At 59.6% G+C, this 20,045-nt stretch carries 22 protein-coding genes; 11 read left to right on the top strand and 11 right to left on the bottom strand.

Going from position 1 to position 20,045, the window contains the following annotated elements:
- Positions 1 to 10 precede the first annotated feature (10 nt).
- The 3 genes from G403_RS0102950 to G403_RS0102940 all read right to left on the bottom strand — a co-directional run bounded on the left by G403_RS0102950 (position 11) and on the right by G403_RS0102940 (position 1,997).
- Entirely contained in the window at positions 11 to 799 is a 789-nt protein-coding gene (locus G403_RS0102950) for a DsbA family protein (RefSeq protein WP_027852662.1), read from the bottom strand.
- Positions 800 to 878: 79 nt separating this feature from the next.
- The gene (locus G403_RS0102945; RefSeq protein WP_027852661.1) at positions 879 to 1,313 is read right to left on the bottom strand and encodes a DUF411 domain-containing protein; all 435 of its coding nucleotides are present in this window, start codon (positions 1,311 to 1,313) and stop codon (positions 879 to 881) included.
- A 327-nt stretch (positions 1,314 to 1,640) separates the two neighbouring features.
- On the bottom strand, positions 1,641 to 1,997 hold the full coding sequence (locus tag G403_RS0102940; protein ID WP_027852660.1) for a hypothetical protein: 357 nt from the start codon (positions 1,995 to 1,997) through the stop codon (positions 1,641 to 1,643).
- A gap of 131 nt (positions 1,998 to 2,128) precedes the next feature.
- On the opposite strand from G403_RS0102940, the gene G403_RS0102935 reads away from it, so the two are divergent.
- On the top strand, positions 2,129 to 3,106 hold the full coding sequence (locus G403_RS0102935; protein ID WP_027852659.1) for an arsenic resistance protein: 978 nt from the start codon (positions 2,129 to 2,131) through the stop codon (positions 3,104 to 3,106).
- Positions 3,107 to 3,253: 147 nt separating this feature from the next.
- On the opposite strand, the gene G403_RS0102930 is transcribed toward G403_RS0102935, so the two are convergent.
- The 5 genes from G403_RS0102930 to G403_RS0102910 form a co-directional block, all read right to left on the bottom strand.
- The gene (locus tag G403_RS0102930) at positions 3,254 to 3,832 is read right to left on the bottom strand and encodes an SCO family protein (protein ID WP_027852658.1); all 579 of its coding nucleotides are present in this window, start codon (positions 3,830 to 3,832) and stop codon (positions 3,254 to 3,256) included.
- A 3-nt stretch (positions 3,833 to 3,835) separates the two neighbouring features.
- Positions 3,836 to 4,264, bottom strand: coding sequence for a copper chaperone PCu(A)C (locus tag G403_RS0102925; RefSeq protein ID WP_169719877.1), 429 nt, complete (start codon positions 4,262 to 4,264; stop codon positions 3,836 to 3,838).
- A gap of 17 nt (positions 4,265 to 4,281) precedes the next feature.
- Positions 4,282 to 5,181 (bottom strand): cytochrome c oxidase assembly protein, encoded by a 900-nt coding sequence (locus tag G403_RS22005; RefSeq protein WP_084403906.1) that lies wholly within the window; start codon positions 5,179 to 5,181, stop codon positions 4,282 to 4,284.
- A 124-nt stretch (positions 5,182 to 5,305) separates the two neighbouring features.
- Positions 5,306 to 6,844 (bottom strand): M16 family metallopeptidase, encoded by a 1,539-nt coding sequence (locus tag G403_RS0102915; RefSeq protein WP_027852656.1) that lies wholly within the window; start codon positions 6,842 to 6,844, stop codon positions 5,306 to 5,308.
- Between the two features lie 17 nt (positions 6,845 to 6,861).
- The gene (locus G403_RS0102910) at positions 6,862 to 7,311 is read right to left on the bottom strand and encodes a MerR family transcriptional regulator (protein ID WP_027852655.1); all 450 of its coding nucleotides are present in this window, start codon (positions 7,309 to 7,311) and stop codon (positions 6,862 to 6,864) included.
- A gap of 106 nt (positions 7,312 to 7,417) precedes the next feature.
- Here G403_RS0102910 and G403_RS0102905 point away from each other — a divergent pair, with 106 nt between their 5' ends.
- The 9 genes from G403_RS0102905 (at position 7,418) to G403_RS25225 (ending at position 16,094) form a co-directional block, all read left to right on the top strand.
- Positions 7,418 to 9,661, top strand: coding sequence for a heavy metal translocating P-type ATPase (locus G403_RS0102905; RefSeq protein ID WP_027852654.1), 2,244 nt, complete (start codon positions 7,418 to 7,420; stop codon positions 9,659 to 9,661).
- Positions 9,662 to 9,909: 248 nt separating this feature from the next.
- Positions 9,910 to 10,350 carry a disulfide bond formation protein B gene (locus G403_RS0102900; RefSeq protein WP_027852653.1) on the top strand — a complete coding sequence of 147 codons (441 nt, stop codon included), beginning with the start codon at positions 9,910 to 9,912 and terminating at the stop codon, positions 10,348 to 10,350.
- Positions 10,351 to 10,418: 68 nt separating this feature from the next.
- Entirely contained in the window at positions 10,419 to 10,991 is a 573-nt protein-coding gene (locus tag G403_RS0102895; protein WP_245578190.1) for a DsbA family protein, read from the top strand.
- A 46-nt stretch (positions 10,992 to 11,037) separates the two neighbouring features.
- A complete protein-coding gene (locus G403_RS22000) occupies positions 11,038 to 12,249 on the top strand; it encodes a M23 family metallopeptidase (RefSeq protein ID WP_051298452.1) in 1,212 nt (403 codons plus the stop codon).
- A gap of 90 nt (positions 12,250 to 12,339) precedes the next feature.
- Entirely contained in the window at positions 12,340 to 13,770 is a 1,431-nt protein-coding gene (ccoN, locus tag G403_RS0102885; RefSeq protein WP_027852651.1) for a cytochrome-c oxidase, cbb3-type subunit I, read from the top strand.
- Between the two features lie 19 nt (positions 13,771 to 13,789).
- Positions 13,790 to 14,410, top strand: a complete 621-nt coding sequence (gene ccoO, locus G403_RS0102880; protein ID WP_027852650.1) for a cytochrome-c oxidase, cbb3-type subunit II — start codon at positions 13,790 to 13,792, stop codon at positions 14,408 to 14,410.
- A gap of 6 nt (positions 14,411 to 14,416) precedes the next feature.
- A complete protein-coding gene (locus G403_RS24795; RefSeq protein ID WP_084403905.1) occupies positions 14,417 to 14,572 on the top strand; it encodes a cbb3-type cytochrome oxidase subunit 3 in 156 nt (51 codons plus the stop codon).
- Between the two features lie 94 nt (positions 14,573 to 14,666).
- The gene (lspA, locus tag G403_RS21995; protein WP_245578189.1) at positions 14,667 to 15,182 is read left to right on the top strand and encodes a signal peptidase II; all 516 of its coding nucleotides are present in this window, start codon (positions 14,667 to 14,669) and stop codon (positions 15,180 to 15,182) included.
- Positions 15,183 to 15,314: 132 nt separating this feature from the next.
- Positions 15,315 to 16,094, top strand: coding sequence for a hypothetical protein (locus G403_RS25225; RefSeq protein ID WP_156899627.1), 780 nt, complete (start codon positions 15,315 to 15,317; stop codon positions 16,092 to 16,094).
- Here the strand turns inward: G403_RS25225 and G403_RS0102865 are convergent.
- Complete coding sequence (locus G403_RS0102865) at positions 16,012 to 16,596, bottom strand: recombinase family protein (RefSeq protein ID WP_027852649.1); 585 nt, start codon at positions 16,594 to 16,596, stop codon at positions 16,012 to 16,014. The genes G403_RS25225 and G403_RS0102865 overlap by 83 nt on opposite strands.
- A gap of 77 nt (positions 16,597 to 16,673) precedes the next feature.
- On the opposite strand from G403_RS0102865, the gene G403_RS21990 reads away from it, so the two are divergent.
- Positions 16,674 to 17,018 carry a hypothetical protein gene (locus tag G403_RS21990; RefSeq protein WP_245578187.1) on the top strand — a complete coding sequence of 115 codons (345 nt, stop codon included), beginning with the start codon at positions 16,674 to 16,676 and terminating at the stop codon, positions 17,016 to 17,018.
- Positions 17,019 to 17,111: 93 nt separating this feature from the next.
- Here G403_RS21990 and G403_RS21985 read toward each other — a convergent pair whose 3' ends face one another.
- Together G403_RS21985 and G403_RS0102850 are read right to left on the bottom strand one after the other, a co-directional pair.
- A complete protein-coding gene (locus tag G403_RS21985) occupies positions 17,112 to 18,590 on the bottom strand; it encodes a DNA/RNA helicase domain-containing protein (protein WP_245578186.1) in 1,479 nt (492 codons plus the stop codon).
- A gap of 359 nt (positions 18,591 to 18,949) precedes the next feature.
- The gene (locus G403_RS0102850) at positions 18,950 to 19,939 is read right to left on the bottom strand and encodes a nuclease-related domain-containing protein (protein ID WP_051298450.1); all 990 of its coding nucleotides are present in this window, start codon (positions 19,937 to 19,939) and stop codon (positions 18,950 to 18,952) included.
- Positions 19,940 to 20,045: the final 106 nt, after the last annotated feature.

Here is a 20,045-nt window from a genome sequence, read left to right as displayed (position 1 = left end):
GTCTCCCTGCTCATTGGGCCTGTCGTGCCCGCTCGATCAGTGCCTCGAAGGTGCGCCGGTCCGCCGCACCGCCCAGCACTTCCGACCCGATAACGAAGCCCGGGGTCCCGGTGATATTGAGTGCGCGGGCCAGCTGGCGGTTGCGGGCAAACTGCGCCTCGATCGCCTCGTGCTGCATATCGGTTTTCAAGACATCAATATCCAGGCCGGTTTCACGGGCAAGCTCGAGCACCCGGTCCTCGGTCAGACGCGTATCCGAGGTCATCAATGCCTGGTGCAGTTCGAGGTATTTCCCCTGCTCGCGCGCCGCCAGCGCGGCCCGGGCGGCGAAGTCCGACGCCGGCCCGAGGATCGGGAACTCCTTGTAGACGAAGCGCAGCTGCGAATCGGCCTCTGCGAGCGCGGCCATCACCGGTACCACCTTCTTGCAGTAGGGGCAGTTGTAATCGAAGAACTCGACGATGGTCACGTCCCCCTCGGGATTGCCGCCGACCGGGGAGTCGGGATCCTCGAAAATGGCCGCCTGGTGTTCGGCAATGGTCGCCTTGATCTGGCCCTGTTGCTGCGCCTGCTGCTGCGCCTGCCACAGGGTGAAGGCTTCGACCACCACTTCCGGATGGCTCAGGATATAGTCCCGCACCCGCTGCTCGAATTCCGCCTCGAGCGGGGCCGATGCGGCGGGCGCGGACGAGGCTGTCGCATGGCTATCGGCCAGGGCAATGCCCGAGGTTAGGGCAATGACAATCGTCACAATAGTGCCTTTCAGTGACTGCACGATGCGTGAAATGTCCGGCTTCATTCGGTACTCCTTAGTACAGTCCCGGCTAGTCACGCGACAGATGCCCGGGCCGGGACAGGTCCTGAGACGAATCGCTGTCTTACTCGACGGCGAAAACTTTCGGCATGCCTTCGGATATCTCGTAGACCGTGAGAGGTTCGGCCTTGGCACCGCCCATTCCCGGCGAGCCGGCCGGCATACCCGGCATTGAAATACCCTTGATATCGGGGCGCTCGGCCAGCAGGCGCTTGATCGAGGCGGCCGAGACATGTCCCTCGACCACATAATCGTCGATTAGAATCGTATGGCACCCCTCCAGTTTTTCCGGTACGCCCAGCTGGCGTCTGAGAGCCTGAAGATCGTTCGTCGGTATGACTTCGAGTTCGAAGCCCTGTTCGCTCAGATAGTCGGCATGCCCCTGACAGCAGCCGCACTGCGGGTTCTTGTACAGCTTGCCTTTGAGGGGCTCATCGGCCCAGCTGAGCCCCGGCAGTATCAGGCCAAACAGCAGTGCCAAAACATTCAGTCGTTTCATGATGTACTTCTCGTCTCGATCGCGGTTAAAGGTGATTTCAATCGACGCTAAGTCGGGTCGCGGTACTGCCGCCCGCGGCGTGCCTGGATCTATCGAGGCATGCCGCGCTGGGATTCCAACATCAAGCGGTGTGGCGGCAAGTTCAGGCAGCGGATAGCACTTCGTTTAACTGGGGAAAGCCAGGGGATAGCCCAGGAAGCCTGTCACCCACCACCGCCAAGCGCGAAATTCAGTCGGATAACAGGCCTGTTAGGTCCCCTTCGGTTTCCCCGGGTAACGACGGCAGCTCACACTGTCTTGCTGGCCTCAACACTGGGCCAGCAAACTTCAGGCGGGAACGGTAATGCGCGGAGGCTGGGGCTCGGGGGGCAAAAAGAGGCCCGTGTGGAAGTCGTGTTGCAGTGCGGATTGCACCGTTGCAGCAGGCCAGGGAAACAGGTTGTCACCCCCTATCGCCGCAGCTGGAAGGTGCACACAGAACAGGTCCATATCGATACAGTCACTGTCCAGCGCTTCGAGTTCACCGCATCCTGTACAGCTCTCTGACATTGCCACCACACCGGCCTGTCCACTGGACTGTGCGCCGTCCAGAGCGGCCCCAAGAGGCTGCCAGACCAGGCTCAGAAGCAGAGCGCACAATGCCAGGCAGGCATACAGTCGGCGAAGATGGGTGGCGGTTCTCATGGGCGGATTAAAGCATGGGGTCTGGGCCCGTGCAAGCTCGCCCCCGCTGAACCCGGGCTACCGGTAGTGGTACCATCGCGCTACTGAACAATCATCGGCAACTCGATGCCATTCAACGGACTTGGCGTGCAATGCGTGACAAACTGGAGCGAAATCAGGTATGGGTCTATCTCATTGCCCTCCTGACCGGCATGGCAATCGGCTGGGTGGCGCCGGAGCAAACCGGAGTTTGGGAGATATGGCTCTGGCCCGTTCTGGGCCTGCTGCTCTACACCACCTTTACGCAGGTGCCCTTGATCCATCTGACGGCCGCTTTTTGCGACCGCCGCTTCATGATCGCGCTGTTACTGGGCAATTTCGTCCTGATGCCGCTGGCTGTTGGCACCCTGCTGCTTCTGCTTCCGGATGATCCGGCCGTCCGCCTTGGCGTGCTGTTGGTGCTGTTGGTGCCCTGTACGGACTGGTTCATCAGCTTCACGCATCTGGGCCGCGGTGACGGTGCCCGCGCTATCGCCGCGGCCCCGGTGCTGTTGATCGTTCAACTGGCTCTGCTGCCGGTGTATCTGTGGGTGTTCATGGGAGAGGTGACCCTGGAGCTCACCCTGGGCAGCCATCTGCTGCCCGCCTTCTTCGGGCTGATCGTGACACCCCTGGTTCTGGCCGGGCTTACCGAGCGGCTGGCGGAAAAGCACCCGTCGGCTCAGGCCCTAGTTGGCCGGCTTGGCTGGTTGCCAATACCCTTGCTCGGACTGGTGCTTTTGCTGATTGCCGGATCCCAGGTTGGCCTTGTGATCGACAATGGCACCTTGCTGTGGTCGGTGTTGGTCGTTTTTGTGCTCTATCTGGCCGTCGCCGCGATCACCGGCAAATATCTCGGCCGTATTTTCCGCTTGACGCCCCATGCCGGGCGCACGCTCACCTTTAGCCTCGGCACCCGAAACTCCTTCGTTATGCTGCCACTGGCCCTCTCCCTGCCCGATGCCTGGGGTGTCGCTGTTGTGGTGATCGTTTTCCAATCCCTGGTGGAATTGTTCGGGATGCTGGCCTTCTTGCGGTGGGTGCCGGGCTTCTTGATCAAAGATGACAGCTCAGTTCGGGGCGATACCTGATGGGGCGAGGCGCAATCTCCCCGGTCGGGCCCTATTCTCCGGTCCCGAAGGACACGCCAGACCTTTGTCGCGCCAAGGCCGGTCAGCCGCCCGACGGCAGGGGCCGGCGCGGGCGCGAGTGGCGTACAAACAGCCCGATTGCTCGCGTTAGCCCTGCACGAGCCGGATCAGGTCGGCCAGAATCGCGTCGATCGTGTCTTCGCCGCGGATCAGCAGCTGCGCCCGGCCCTGTGTATCGAACGCATAGACGGCGCTGCCATGGGAGACCGGATAGTTGCCTTGCGCATCCGGTTCGCCATAGCCGTAGGTGGTACGATAGCGCCGGGTGAGGGTATCGAGCTGCTCCCGACTGCCGGTCAGGCCCACGAAGCGGTCGCCAAAAAAGTCGGCATAGCGGCGCAACGATTCGGGGTCGTCCCGCTCAGGGTCGACACTGACGAACAGCACCCGGATCTGGTCCGCCATGCCCTCGGGCAGCCGGTCCAGCACCTGCCGCATCTGGCCGAGCGTGATCGGGCAGACATCGGGGCAACTGGTGTAGCCGAAAAACAGCAAGTTGACGGTATCGGCATATGCCGCTGCCGTCACTGTTTGGCCGTTCTCGTCGGTGAGCCTGAATTGCAGCTCCGGCATCAGGCCGCCGATGTAGCGGGTCTGCCACTCCGGTCCACGGTCACAGCCGACCAACAGTATTACGGCGGCCAGCGCCAGGACAATGCGTCGCATGGTCTACTCCTGCCATAGTGGCTTGATGCTGAACGGGACGGTCGTCTCCTCGCCACTGGCGAAGCGGAACTGCACCGCAACCTGGTCACCCAGTTGCAGCGCCCTCTGCGGCCCGATGAGCATCAGATGGTAGCTGCCTGGCGCAAATTTCACCTGCCCCTGTGCGGGTACATTCAGAGACGCCACCGGCGTCATGCTGACAGCCTCCCCCCGGTCAACCGTTCGGTGCATGCTCACGTCGTCGAAGGCATCGCTGGACACGGCCACAAGTGTCTGCTCGCGATCGCTGTTGTTGTCCAGCACGAAAAAACCTCCCGACGGGCGGTCGCCCGGCAGAAAACCGATCCAGGCATTCCGGATGGCCAGCGCCGACCCGGCGCTGGCCAGTGTCGTGGACAGTAGCATAACGGTTGCGATGCATATCCTGATCATGATGTTACGTCCTCTTCTCATGGCGTTGAGCGGATACGACCTGAGTCGCCGTCATCGACCTCTGCGGCTGTCGGGTTCGGCGCCTCACTCTGGGCCTGCTCCTGATGCAATAGCATTCGGAGCACCACCAGTATGCCCAGAACGCTCATCATCGCGGCCGGAATCCAGGTCAGCAGGCCGCCCAGCTGCTGGTCGACTTCGGGCGGAACCGGCCAGGCACGGCCGCAAAGCGCGTAGATATCGAATAGCTCCTGTTTCGACAAAGCGATGTAGGCCCCCAGTACCACCTGCGGTAGCGTGATCAGCACCAGTATCAGAATGCGCCGCCCGTAGCCGAGCCGCACCGCCGCATGCTGGACGCTCGGATTCAGCATCAGCCACCAGAACAGGATACCGTCGACCAGCATGCTGGCATTCATCAAGTGATACAGCCTCAGGTTCAGCATGGCGTCGAAGTGCACGCTGGGAGTCAACCAGAAGTAAATAAGGCCGACAAAGAGGGTGGGCGCCACAACCGGATGCTGCAACACCCGATAAAGGCCCCTGGCCATCGGGTTACAAAGCAGCGGTCGCAACCCTCGCTTGCGAATACCGACCGGCACGCCGAGCGCGAGTACCGACCAGGGCGCGGACAACGCGATCAGGAAGGCGCCGAGGTGATGCAGCACCAGATGCTGCAAGCGGTGCATGAAGAACATGTACTGGGCGTAATAATCGAAGCGGGTGTGCAGCACTGCGTAGCAGAGCGTTAGGCCGGCGAAGAACGCCAGGTGACGCCCGAACCCGACCGGCAACTGCTGCTGTGCTGCTGCGCGGGCACCACGGATGTACAGCGCGAGCACCACAACGGTTACACCGACAATGACGGGCGAAAACTGATAGGGCGTCAGCAGGTATCCCCAATCGATCGTCTGCATTGTGCGCTCCATGCCTGCATACATTCGGACCGGAATGGTTCGCAGATCCGGCGGTCTGCACAAACTCTAGTACCAGCGGTGCCCGAGTGCGAATCGGGTTGTGCTTGCCGATCTCGAATGGACGTTACAATGGCGCTTGCACCGCGCCGTCAGCAATAGTCGTTATGTCGATCGCGCTACGGTCTGGATCTGGGTTATCCAGTCGACATTCAGCGGGCTGCCGGCACCCTGATCCGGGGTCAGGCACGGCCGTAACCCTAAAGTGTGGCGGTAGAAGGACGTTGACGGACCTGCGCACATCGTCTTGCGTCACCTTGCTGATGCGTTCTGGCCAGGCACTTAGCTCCTCGAACTCAAGCCCCGATGTCAGGGCCGTTCCGATCCACTGCGCCCAGGCGTAACGGTCCTGTTGCGAATGCACTGTTTCGGCCAGCAGCGCGCGCTTGGCCCGTTCCAGTTCTGCTTCGAACGGGCCCTCCAGTCGAATCCTGTTCAGCTCCAGGTCGATGGTTTCAACCACTCGCGCCACGTCCTCTCGGGATGACAAGGTCACCTCTATTGTGAGAGGCGTCATGCCCAAACTGGCAGGTTCGTAGGTCACTGAAATATCTCGGGCAAGCCCCAGTTCACCGACGATTCTGCGATGCAGGCGACTGTCCGGATCGCCGCCCAACAGCGCGGCCAGAACCTGCAGCGCGGCAGTATGCTCGGTCGGCCCGGTGACGTAGCTCGGGGCGAGGTATTCACGTATCCAAAGGGTCTCGCTCCAATGCTGATACAACCGGGTAGCCGACAGGCCCGGCTTGGGAGAGATCGCTGTTGCCTGTCGCCGATCCGCCAGGGGGCGGGCTGGTATATCGCCGTAATGTTGTTGAATGAGGGGCCGAAGCGATTGCGCCCGCACCGGCCCAGTCATGATCAAAACGGCATTGTTTGGCGCGTACCATTGTCGATGGTAGGCCTTTGCATCCTCTGCTGTAACGCCTGCAAGCTCCTGGACCCCACCCAGAACGGACCGGCTATAGGGATGACCTGGATACAGTGCTGAGTGAAGCTTCTGGTGCTGATCCCGTTCGTCTTCGAACTGCTCGTCGGAGCGTTCTTGCCGGATCTCCCTGCGCTCGGAGGCCATCGCTTCTGGCGTAAGGTCCAGGTCACGCATGCGCCTGGCCTCGACGCTCATGGCCAACGGCAAGGCTTCCAGTGACACGTCCTGGTAGTAAACGGTTTGGTCGTACGAGGTATAGGCCTCCAACTGAACGGCCTGCCGCTCCAGCTTATGAAAGTCCGGATAGTCGCTGCCGACCTCCATGCTGCCAAACGTCAGGTGTTCGACAAAATGGGCAAGCCCCGATTGGCCTGGCGGATCATCAGCCGCACCGGTTTTGTACCAGACCATATGCAGCACGCTTTCGCTGTCGCGGCGGGGGATGACAACCACCTGCAAGCCGTTGTCCAGAACAAAGGTTTCGGCAACGGCCAAGGGCGGGTCGGTGGATACCGATTCGTCCGGCGGCGTGACCGCCGGCCCTGCGTCGGGCGCCGACAGTGCGCTGGCCGACAGCGTAACCAGCAGGCCCAACATGGCCATCCGAGCCCAATGAGACGGCGAGATCAGGGGCACGTTTTTACCGGCTTCTTTTGAATGTCCGATAGCTTGCATCTCCACCTCCCGTCTTGTCAGCTATGGTCGCTTATGTCACCTGACTGCACTTTTAGATGATCGTTCAGGCATTGCGAATGATCGCTCAGGACTTCGATCACGCGGCAGTCGGCGATTCGCCCGCTTTGGCACTGTATCAGCATGCGTTGCAACTCATGCCGCAGCGATTGCAGTTGCTCGATCCGGCCTTCGACCGACTCCAGCTGTGCGCGGGCGATCGCATCGGCGGCTCCGCAGGATTGTTCCGGATGGTCGGACAGGCTCAGCAGATCGCGGATCGCGTCGAGCGAAAAACCCAGCAAGCGGGCGTGATGGATGAATGCCAATCGCTCGATCATGGTTGCGGGGTAGAGCCTCTGATTCCCGGCGCTACGCGCCGGTTCCGGTAACAGGCCGATCTTCTCGTAATAGCGCACCGTTGGTACCTTGACGCCGGTTTTCCGAGCCAGTTCTCCAATTGAAAGCATAAAAAAGCCCTTGAACCTATAGTCGCTATAGATATTAGGGTGTAGGCGAATACTGTGACAAGGGCGTCCGACGGCGGCGCCCTGTTATGTCGGGAGAGCACATTGAATGAATGACATCGGTACGGACTCGACCACGGAACTCTGCTGGAGCGTCGGCGGCATGGACTGTGCCGGCTGCGCGGCCAAGATTCGCAATGCCCTGGAGCGGCTACCGGGCGTCAGCGACGTCAGAGTCTCGGTCATCTCCGAAACGCTGAACTTGCAACTGGAGGAATCTCGAACATCGCGCGACAGGGTCGAAGCTTCGGTTAGAAAACTGGGCTACAGCCTGGTCCCGGCCGTGACCGACCGGGCTGAACCGGCTGCGGCGTGCCGGCAGCGCGCGTGCTGCCACGCGGATACCCGACAGACACCGGGAACCGCAAGCCCCGCTGAGCCCCACAAGCACAGACACGCCTCTGCCGAAGGCGGGCGACACTGGTACCGGACAGCGAAGGGTCGTTTTGTACTGGGGACGGGATTGCTGCTGGCACTGGCCTGGACCACGAAGCTGGCCGTCTCCGAGACCGCCGCTTTCTGGGCCTTTTCCCTGGCCAGCCTGATTGGCGTCGCACCGATCGCCCGACGCGCCTTCGCGGCCCTGCGCGCTGGCATGCCGTTTACGATCGAAACACTGATGACGATCGCCACCGGTGGTGCCCTGGTGATCGGGGCCGTCGAGGAAGCCTCGCTGGTCGTGTTCCTGTTCGCCGTAGGCGAAGCGCTGGAGGGCGTCGCCGCCGACCGCGCCCGTGCCGGCATTCAGGCCCTGGCCAAGCTGATGCCGACGTCGGCACTACTGGAAATCGACGGCACCACGCAAAAGGTGGATGTCAGCCGCCTGAAGGTGCAGCAGGTCGTGCTGGTGCGTCCCGGCGACCGGATCCCGGTCGATGGTGAGATTATCGAGGGCACCTCCGGCATCGACGAGAGTCCCGTGACCGGCGAATCGGTGCCGGTGACCAAGGGGCCCGGCGATCAGGTGTTCGCGGCCTCGATCAATACCGAAAGCGCATTGCGCGTGCGCGTCACCCGCGAAGCCCGGGACAACACCATCGCCCGCATCATCCGGCTGGTCGAGGAGGCGGAAGCCAGCCGATCGCCCACGGAGCGGTTTATCGACCGCTTCAGCCGCTATTACATGCCGTTCATCGTCGGCATCGCCGTACTGGTCGCACTGGTGCCGCCTCTGCTGTTCGGCCAGCCTTGGGAAACCTGGAGCTACCGTGCCTTGGCACTACTGCTCATCGGTTGTCCCTGTGCCCTGGTGATCTCGGTTCCGGCCTCCATTGCGTCGGCGCTCTGCGCCGGCACCAAACGCGGCCTGCTGATGAAAGGCGGCGTCGTCATCGAAGCCATCGCCAAGATCCGCCACATCGCCTTCGACAAGACCGGAACCCTCACCCAGGGCCGTCCGACGGTAACCGACATTGTGCCACTGGGTGCCAGTGACACCGAGGTGTTGCGACTGGCGGTCGCGGTCGAAGCAAGCTCCACCCATCCGCTTGCCGAGGCCGTCCTGGCACAGGCCCGGTCGGCCGGCATACCGGTCGTGGCCGCGGCGAACACCCGGGCCCTGCCCGGCCGCGGCATGACCGCCGAGATCGACGGCCATGAGGTCGGCGTCGGCTCGACCCGCTTCGTTACCGAACGGGGCCTGATGACCGAGGCGGTCCAGAACGCCGTCGCCACACTGGAAAACGCCGGCAAGACGGTGGTGATGGTGTTTCGCGGGAACAGTCTGCTGGGCCTGATCGCACTGCGGGATGAGCCGCGCCAGGATGCGGGCGAGGCGATACGACAGCTCAAGAGGCTGGGCGTCCGTCCGGTCATGCTGACCGGCGACAACGCGCGCACGGCGCAGGCCATCGCCGATACCCTAGGACTGGACTTCCGCGCCGGGCTGCTGCCGGATGACAAGGTCGGCGCTATCCGCGAGATCGCCGCCCAGGGGCCGGTTATGATGGTGGGTGATGGCATCAACGACGCGCCGGCACTGGCGACGGCCCATGTCGGTATTGCCATGGGCTCCGGTACCGACGTTGCGCTGGAAACGGCGGATGGCGCTCTGCTGCGAAACTACGTCAATGACGTGGTGGCCAAAATCCGCCTGGCCCGGGCCACCATGGTCAACATCCGTCAAAACGTGGCGCTGGCGCTGGGGCTCAAGGCGGTGTTCCTGGTGACCAGCATTCTCGGCATCACCGGACTCTGGATCGCGGTACTGGCCGATACCGGCGCCACGGTGTTGGTGACCCTGAACGCTCTGAGACTGTTGCGCTTCGGACACTGCAGGCAGGCAGCAGAGTGAAGTTCAGTCTACTCGAGGCGATGATCGGAACTTTGATTGACCTCAGTGGTCCTTTGCCGGGCGCCTTTCGATCTGGGTGCCCCCGAAGGGGCGGGTCACAGGCCGCGAAGGTTGCCGATACTCGGAAACCTTATCGCGATTTTTCGCAGAACTGACAGGACCAGGAGCCCCCTGCAGGCCTTATCGGCCGGGCGTGACCGGTCTGCGTGATGTGGGCGCCAGTTGGGCTACGGAATGGAGGACCCGATATGAATTCACCCAGCCTGGCGGTCGGTCAGCACAGCTGGAACAGCCTTTTTATCGCCTGGCTGGTTGCACTCGCCGCGACACTCGGCGCCCTGTTCATTGGTGAGATCATGGGACAGGTGCCCTGTCAGTTGTGCTGGTATCAGCGGATCGCCATGTTCCCGTTGGCGCTTATTCTGGGCGTTGCCTGCGCAACAGAGGATCCCTCGGTCCATCGCTACGCCGTGCCTTTGGCCGGTGCGGGCGCTGCTGTCGCGCTCTGGCACAACCTGCTGTTTTTCGGGGTTATCCCCGCAGCCATCCAGCCCTGTGGGCAGGGTCCCTCATGCAGCAGCGCCGATATGACCATTCTAGGCGGGCTGCCCTTACCGCTCTTGTCACTCGCGGCGTTCGCGATCATTTTTTTCCTGCTATTCAACATTAGACTCAAGACAACATCATGAAAAGACGCACCCTCGTCGCCGGCACCGCCGTGCTTGCCGCTGTTGCCTTCGCTGGCGGCGCCTATATCATGAACCATAAGCGGCGGTCCGAGTTGGTGGCTACCGAAGCCAGCGGCGACTTGCTCCTGCGCCCTCACTCCCCGATTCTGGGGCCAGAGCATGCACCTGTGACCATCGTCGAGTTCTTCGACCCCTCCTGCGAGGCCTGCCGCGCTTTTTATCCTTTCGTGAAGCAGATCATGTGGCGTTTCCCCGGCCAGGTTCGCGTCGTGCTGCGCTATGCCGCTTTGCACAAGGGCTCGGATGAAGCGGTTAAGATCCTCGAGGCTGCGCGGTTACAGAACGTATTCGAGCCTGTGCTGGAAGCCTTGCTGGATGCCCAGCCAGCCTGGGCACTGCATGAGGGCCCGAAACTGGACCGGGCGTGGGAAGCTGCCGCCGGAGCCGGTCTCGATACCGAACAAGCCAAGCGCGACCGGAATAGCCCTGGCATCCTGGCGACACTCGATCAGGACGCCGAGGACCTGCAAGCGCTCAACATCACCAAGACCCCCACCTTCTTCGTCAATGGCAAGCCGCTGGTCGACTTCGGCCCCCAGGGATTGCTCAAACTCGTCCAGGACGCGGTGGAAAGCTCTTGATGACCGCGCAGGCGGTTAGGACAACGGAATCACAGCTTCAAACGATATGGCAAACATCAGGAAAAATACCGGTGCAACGCATCTGCTGCCACTGTTGCTTGCAGCCGCACTGACAACAAAGGCACTCGCCTCCCAATCGGAGGTGCCTGCGGATGCGGAAACCCACGGCTCCCCGGCGACCAACACCCTTACCGTTAGCGCCGGAGACACCCTGGAAAGTCTGCTCGATCAGGCGGGGCTGTCCCCGGAACTCCGGCGCGAGGCGACGCTCGCCATCGAGGCACACTATGACGTGACGAAACTGAGCCCCGGGCAGACACTGAGGTTCTATTGGCACCCGTTCTCCAGTCCGCGCCTCGAACGCATCGAGATGACGGTCGAGGGTGGCGCGAAAATCGCGATCGACTTCAGCGACACCGTTACCGCGCGCCGGCTGGAGCCGGAACTGGAGAACTATGACAGGACGGCCATCGGACGCATCGACGGATCACTCTACGATACCCTGGCGAAACTGGATGCACCGCAGCGTTTCGCCGTCGATCTGCCGGAAATGCTTGGTAACCTCGTCGCCTTCAACAGAGACCTGCGCGGTGGCGAACCGATCGCGCTGGTGTGGCGTGAGCAGCAAAGTCCGGACGGCGTGCGCATGGGCGATCAGCTGTTGCGATATGTCCGGCTCGAGCTGACCGATAGGGTACTGGAAATCGTGCTCGATGCCGACGAGGCGACGGCAGCGCTCATCTATCAGAACGGCAAACCGGTTCGACGCCTGGCCAAACCGGTGACCGGTGCGCGTCTGTCATCGGTGTTCGGCAAGCGCCTGCATCCGGTCTTCGGCACGATGCGCATGCACACCGGGGTCGACTATGCGGCCTCGCGCGGAACCCCCGTCAGAGCGACGTCCTCCGGTCGCATCGCTTTTATGGGACGTCTACGCGGTTACGGGCGCGTGGTCGACATCGACCACGGCAACGGCACCATCACACGGTATGCGCACCTGGCTGGATTCGCGGCCGAACTTGCCACCGGTCGATCAGTGATCGCAGGCTCTGTTATTGGCAGGGTCGGTGCCAGTGGGACGGCGACGGGGCCCAATCTCCACTATGAAGTCCGCCTCGACGGGCAACCGGTCGACCCCCTGAGCAGCAGCCGCGAAATCGCCTCCAAGGACAGGCAACCGAACGATGATGATCGCAACAAGCTACAAACCTATCGTTTCCTGTTCCCGACGCTGCTAGCGGACAGTGAGATGGGCTAAGCGGGTGCGACAATTCAGCCATTTGGAAAAGCATACGAAAGTGCCTGGGCCGGTACGAATATCGATTAGCCGGCAATGAGGAGGACTGACATGAATACAGCAGCCGAACATCCGACTTACAACTACAGGGTGGTCCGCCAGTTCGCCATTATGACGGTGGTGTGGGGGATCGTCGGTATGGCCGTCGGTGTCCTGATCGCCGCCCAGTTGGTCTGGCCGGCACTGAATTTCGATACGCCCTGGCTGACCTACGGACGCATCCGTCCGTTGCACACCAATGCGGTCATTTTCGCTTTCGGCGGTTGCGCCCTGTTTGCGACCTCTTACTACATCGTGCAACGCACCTGTCAGGTACGGCTGTTTTCTGATGCCCTCGCTTCCTTCACCTTCTGGGGTTGGCAGGCCGTCATCGTCGCCGCGGCCATCACCCTGCCGCTGGGGCTGACCACCTCCAAGGAGTACGCCGAGCTCGAGTGGCCGATCGACATCCTGATCGCGCTGGTCTGGATCGCCTACGGCATCGTCTTCCTCGGCACCGTCAAGCTGCGCAAGACCTCGCACATCTATGTCGGCAACTGGTTCTTCATGGCGTTCATCATTACCGTTGGCGTGTTGCATGTCGTCAACAGCCTGGCGATTCCGGTCTCGGCATTCAAGTCCTACTCAGTCTACCCGGGTGCCGTCGATGCCATGGTGCAATGGTGGTACGGCCATAACGCCGTCGGCTTCTTCCTGACCGCCGGTTTCCTCGGCATGATGTACTACTTCGTGCCGAAGCAGGCCGAGCGTCCGATCTACTCCTACCGACTGTCCATCGTCCACTTCTGGGCCCTGATCGCCACCTATGTCTGGGCCGGTGGGCATCATCTGCACTACTCCGCGCTGCCGGACTGGACCCAGTCTGTGGGCATGGTGATGTCGCTGATCCTGCTGGCGCCGTCCTGGGGCGGCATGATCAACGGCATGATGACCCTGTCAGGTGCTTGGCACAAGCTGCGCACCGATCCGATCCTGCGCTTCCTGGTGGTGTCGCTGTCCTTCTACGGCATGTCCACCTTCGAAGGCCCGATGATGTCGATCAAGACCGTCAACGCCCTGTCCCATGATACTGACTGGACCATCGGCCACGTACATGCCGGTGCCTTGGGCTGGGTGGCCATGATCAGCATTGGCGCGCTTTATCACATGATCCCGCGCCTCTGGGGCAAGACCCAGATGTACTCCGTGGGCCTGATCAACGCCCACTTCTGGCTCGCCACCATCGGCACCGTGCTCTACATCTGCGCGATGTGGGTGAACGGCATCCTGCAGGGCCTGATGTGGCGCGCCGTCAACGAAGACGGCACCCTGACCTACAGCTTCGTCGAAGCCCTGGCGGCTAGCCACCCGGGTTACTTCGTCCGTTGGATGGGCGGCGCCTTCTTCCTGACCGGCATGTTGCTGATGGCCTACAACACTTGGCAGACCGTTCGTAAAGGTAGCCGTGCGCCGGTCGCTGATACAGCTCCCCGGGTAGCCTGAGGGCAATCGGAATGATGCCATGATCAAGCACGAAGTGATTGAGAAGAACATCGGCCTGATGGTGCTGCTGATCATTATCGTGATCAGCGGCGGCGGCTTGGCGGAAATCGTGCCATTGTTTTTCGCCAGCTCGACGACCCAGCCGATCGAGGGCATGCGCCCCTACTCGGCACTGGAGCTGGAAGGCCGCGATATCTATATCAGGGAAGGCTGCACTGTCTGCCACACTCAGATGGTCCGCCCGTTCCGTGCTGAAACCGAGCGCTACGGCCACTACTCCACCGCCAACGAGGACGTCTGGGAGCATCCGTTCCTCTGGGGCTCCAAGCGTACCGGCCCAGACCTCGACCGTGTCGGCGGCCGCTACTCCGACGACTGGCACCGCGCGCACCTGTACAACCCGCGTGATGTGGTGCCGAAGTCCAAGATGCCGGCCTACCCCTGGCTGTTCACCAACCGCGTCAGCGGTGCCGATACCGCCAAGAAGATGGCAGTCATGCGCAAGATGGGCGTGCCCTACACCGACGAGCATATCGAAGAGGCTGCCGATCAGGTGAATGGCAAGTACGAGATCGATGCGCTGGTCGCTTACCTCCAGTCGCTCGGAAAAACCCATTCCCAATACACCAACAAGCGGTAATTAACCATGAACTACGAAGTGTACGGTCCCTATCTGCCTGTCATCATGCTCATCACCTTTATCGCTTTGTTCATCTGGGTGCTGCTTCCAGGACACAAAAAGAAGTTTGAGGATGCAGCCAACCTTCCCTTTGCCGACGAAGATAAAAACAATCGTCTGTAAAGCTGCGATGGGAATCGCGATAGGCGACATCAGTTGAGCGACTTGAGGGACACCAATGAGCGAATGCGGTTCAAGAGAGCGCGGATGCGCCACCATGATCTGGCGAGCGATTCGCAGTAGCCAGGCCTTATTTTGGTATATGGTGGCCATATTCGTCTTGATGACTGACCAACTGGTAAAGCTGACTATCGTCCACACCTTTACCTATGGCGAACAAGTCGAGATCACGTCTTTCTTCAACCTCGTTTACGTACTGAATCCGGGCGCGGCCTTCAGCTTCTTGGCTGATGCGGGCGGTTGGCAGCGCGGCTTCTTGATCCTGATGGGCCTGGTAGTCTCGGCCTGGTTAATGCACACGCTGTATCAACGCCCGCCGCGCCTGGAAGCGCTAGGGTACAGCCTGGTATTGGGGGGCGCGCTTGGCAATGTCGCGGATCGCGTGCTGCGTGGCCAAGTTGTGGATTTCCTTGATTTTCATTGGCTGCACGCGCATTGGCCCGCATTCAATCTCGCCGATGTGGCCATTGTTTCCGGGACAGCTTGCCTGTTCGCGGTAGTTTTGGTGCAACGAGTGCAAAGGCGCCCAACAAATTGTCAAGGTGACCTATAGCTCAGCCAGGCGTCAGGCCGATGACCTCGTGCGTTAGACTAGGGTCGATTCCCGCTTTCACTGACATGTCCTGTGCGTGGTCTAGGCCTCAACGTACCACCGATCGAGTTTCAGCCTCGGCCGGCATTCTTTGTGGCTGCTGACCTTGGCTCGCCGCGACAGGCAACGCTCGACATTATCAATCATCAGGCAACGTCGTTAACTATTGTGCGGGCCGAGCACCAAAGCGAACGGTTTACGCTCGAACTGAAGACGTTGACTCCGGGACAGCACTATCAGCTGGTGCTGACATTGACGGGGGATGAAGCGGGCGGGCGACTGGCGGAGCCGATCCACCTGGTGACTGATGACACAATGGGCGGCCGTTTGGTGATCCCGGCTTACACCTTGGTTCACGATCGAGTCTATACCTTCCCAGAAACCCTGGACATGGGCCGCCTGCCCCTCGATGTGGTGACACAGGCGGCAAATGCTGAGCGGTTGTCGCAAACTCTCATGGTGTACCGCAAGGGAACATCGGATTTCAAGATTGCCGTCAGTACTGACCTGGATAGCATTCAGATTGACACTGAGCGGGGCCCGGCAGGGGATCGCTACCAGCTGACCGTGTCGCTGTTACCTGGGCGTGCCAGTCTCGGCGCCATTCATGGCCATATCGTCATTCAAACAAATGAAGAGTCGATCCCGGAAATCCGGGTGCCCGTCACGGGGCGCCTCTTTGCTGAAGAACCTCGCATACCTGCTGGCAAGGAAAAGGCGGTCGGGGGGAGAATAATTGGGTTATGTACAGCTTTATGTAAGAGGCGATTCTGGAAGTGCACGTCACCTTTTACACGGTGTCGCGAGCTTGACGGTCAAGCGTCCGGTAGACCGTCGGTCGTGAGATCGAAAACAGCTCAGCCAGGTCGCTGATCGAGTAGTTTCCAGTGTCGTACATGCGGCGCAATTCCTTTTGCTGGCGATCCGACAGCTTCGGCTTCTTTCCGCGCAGTTTCCCTTTGGCGCGGGCGATCGCCATCCCCTCGCGCGTACGGAGCTTGATGAGGTCCGCCTCGAACTCGGCAAAGGTGGCGAGGATGTTGAAGAACAGCTTGCCCATCGGGTCGTTCGGATCATGAACGCTGGCGCCGATTTGTAGCCTCACGCCGCGCTCGGCCAGGCTGTCGCCGATTGCGCGTGCATCAGGAACAGAGCGCGCCAGCCGGTCAAGCTTCGGAACTACGAAGGTATCGCCACTGCGCACGGCCGCCAGCGCCTGGTCGAGGCCGGGCCTTGCCCGGTTCGTGCCGGTGAAGCCTCGATCAGTGTAGATGCGATCTGGCGCGACGCCGAGTTTCAATAGGGCTTCCTGCTGTGCAGCGAGGTCTTGTTTGTCGGTTGAGCAGCGGGCGTAACCAATTAGTGTATGTGTCATGGGTGATTTGTAACGCAAGAGGCCCCTTCACTGAAAAAAATATAGTACCATCTAAATGAGACACGGCATATGCCGCATTGGCGCGCTCCAAAGAACAGGCGGCAGAGCGTCCGTTTAATGATCCTCTATCGGACAGGGTAGTCCCCAATGACAGCCGACCGAAAGGACAAAGCGAAGCTCAACACAGTGGACGCTGCCGAGCGGGTGGCCACCGCCACCCTGCGCCTCACGGTGGTGAACAGCAGCAAGTTCGTGCGCGACCGGAAGCGGGCCACTACGAGCTGACCATTCCTTATCGGAGCGACACCGAGCTGGACAAGACCGTGTACGACCTGCTCACCGAGATTAGCCAGGAAGCCTACATGCGCAACTGTTTCATCGAGGCCGATGCCTGGGAAGTAGGCACCGAGCGCAGGTGGTAGGGCTTAAGTGCACTTTCTGTTCCATTGCTCCCCAAACCCCATGAACAGCTGGGTTAATAATCCGGGGGCGTGATGCGTTGAGAAATCCGGTGTTCACGTTCGTCCGGAATCACTGTTCATCTTCGCCGGAATACGCACCTTACGGTTTTTATCGACAATAGCCTCGCGCATCGCACAGGGGTTATCAAAAACCTGGAGGTCGTAGTCTATGTCGTTTAGATCAGTGTTAGCTGTAGTGCGAATCTGGAGCGCGTGATCAAGCCAAGCCAGGTATCCATCTGATCCGTTACAGCGAAACTGTGACGCAAGCTCAAGCTCCTGAATGTCAGCTCCACACTCGTGTGCCCTTCTTTTGATCTCTTCTACTGTGCCGACATCTTTTAAGGTGACGCGTTGCGCTTCATCGATAAAGAAAACCGAAAATCGTGATGCACTTATCAGCTCTTTGATCTGGCTTTCACCGAGATTCTGGTACATGCCAGACTTTTCATTGAGGCGGTGTGCTTCATCGACGATCAGTGCATGAAAGGTATTTGGCTCGGTATCGGTGTAGCTCCCCGAGCCTTTAAATAGGTTGTCGATATGGGTCTTCTTGCGAGTGCCTGTTAGCTTTTTCTTAAACACCTCTCGCGGAGCTGAGTTCCGTGATACATATTGTGTCATCATTCCACGGTTCGTGAGCTCTACCAACAAATTTATTGCTACCACTGACTTACCGGTTCCTGGCCCTCCCTTGACCACCAAGCATTGCTTGTTACGGTCTGTTGCTTTATGAGCGAGATCGATGGCGGTTTCATACACCAGCTTCTGCTCGTCAATCATCAGAAACTCGGCATTACCCTGCATCATTGATACGAGCGCGTCGGCAAGATTCTTGCTCGGTTTGATTACACCATGCTCGATTCGATACATGATGTGGTTACTGTCACCAAATTTTATGTGTTGGCTTAAAAACTTCGAGAGCTTCAGTGCATCAGGAGAGATAAAGACGGGAGCGCGTTCGGTGTGATTTTCGTAGAAAGGATCATTGATAGCATCTGCCTGCTTCATATTGTGAAGATAGGCGCAGGGTAAGAGGCTAATTGACTCTGATCGTACCGTTTCGTTGTAATCCTCGATTAGCGCTGCATAAGACCATGCCTGATACGATGGGTGGTTGGTTTCCCTTACCGCGCCACCCAGCTGAGTGCGCACGATGGCATCTTTGTTCGTAACTTCGACAGACTGCCACTGCTTGAGCTCCACGATGACCGCGGCATCGTTTCGTTGATGGTTTTTACCGGTAAGAATGAAGTCAACACGACGGTTTGTTAGTGGGATATTGTATTCAACAGCCACTCCAGCTGAGGGAGGGATGGCTTCATCTAACAAAACGCTCATCATGAATCGGAGAGAGTTCTCCCAAGAAACAATTTCACCACGAGGTGAATTCCGATTCATTTTTCGAGCAACTTCGTTCGTAATGATATCGGAAATGACGTTGGCGCGTACGTCGTCAATAAATTGTTGTTTTGTAGAGCTGTAAACCAACATTGCTATGGGTTTTCCTTTCGCTTCTCCGGAGAATACCATGCGAAGGTCCCCAGTTTCGGAAGTACTATTCGGAAGGCAAAATAGATGTTTCGGTACTCGGGTTCCATGGAGTTCGCGTGCTTTAGGTTATTAATGCGGCCCAGCAATTAGATGGGGGCGCCCGCGCAATTCTGATTGGAAATCAGTGTACTACAGGGTGTTGTTGAGTCCGAGTCGCAGGTGTGTTTTTCCGGGCAAACGCCTGCGGCTTCTGCCGGGTTACGGGGTGTGAGGTTTCTTATCGTCTTGACCTTTTCGGGCTTGTGCTAAGTCGCCAAGAGATAGGCCATGCTGAAAAGGACTGGGAGCAGCCGGTTAAGTGGCCGCGCCCGAGGCCCGGCCCGGCCCGGTCATCCGGTCTAGCTCGAGCGTGGCTGAGTAAACAGCAGATAAGGATCGGAACAGGAACAGGTTGCCCAATACTCCTGCCGCTTCTTCATGACTTTGACGTCCTTGCTACCGCAGCGGATGCAAGGCTGACGCATGGAGGTGTTGGCACCGCACGCCTCGCACTTCACGTAATAGCCATATTTTCCGTAGGAACCGGTAAGACGCTGGGCCTCGCCACATTTTTTGCAGCTGATTTGGGCCGAAGGTGCTGGTTCAGCGACTGGCGCTGGCTTCGTGGTAGGCTCTCTCACCTCAGTGACAGGCTCTGCTACCGGGGTCGATGCCGGAGCGGCGGCGGAAGGCTCTGGATCCGGCGCGGCTGCAAGGGATGCCCTCGTGAGCAGATAGTCCGCTATGCTGCGCAACTCGTCAGCCGAAAACGCCGGGCTGGTTTCGATAAAGGCTTTAAGCCGTCCTTTACCGCCGATTTTGTCAACCGCATCGGCGACCGCCTCACTTTTGATGATTCGCTTGTTGATATCCGCCGGGATGTCTTCGCGATGCAAAATGCAGGTGTTGGAGACCACACACAAAGCCTCCCATTTACGGCCGCCGACGTTCTGTTGAAGACCCAAGATTTTACCCAGGAAATCAGCCGCGTTCTCAACGAGCATTTTTTTCAGTAGTTTTTGTTGCAGCTCAGCCTGTCTGATCGGGGACGGAATGCCGGCCCAGTTGCCGTTATAGCTGCGTGCCCACTCACCCGCACCGTTGACCTTCACCTCACCATAAATGCTTTTGGACTCGAGAATCAGAAAGCCGTACTTGTGAACGATCAGATGGTCGATCTGCGCACGTTCATCATCATAGCTAAACGCGTAGTCGTTAAAGACATAGATATCATCACTGTCCTTAAAAGCACGGCGTAGATAAAACGCCACATCACGTTCTTGCTTATCGCCTGCGATTTGGCGGACATCCGAAAGCTCCTGTTGGTGTTTCGTGGTGACGATGGGCATGACATCTCCGTGTCGTTGTTATAAGCGGATCCCCATTCTATACGACGGGTTTATTCCTTAGAACTCTGCTGACTGCCCTTTCGCACGCACTCGCGAACATCTCGAC

This window comes from Marinobacterium litorale DSM 23545 (genome assembly GCF_000428985.1).
GTDB classification, from domain to species: Bacteria; Pseudomonadota; Gammaproteobacteria; order Pseudomonadales; family Balneatricaceae; genus Marinobacterium_D; species Marinobacterium_D litorale.
This window is presented reverse-complemented; position numbering and strand designations above follow the sequence as displayed.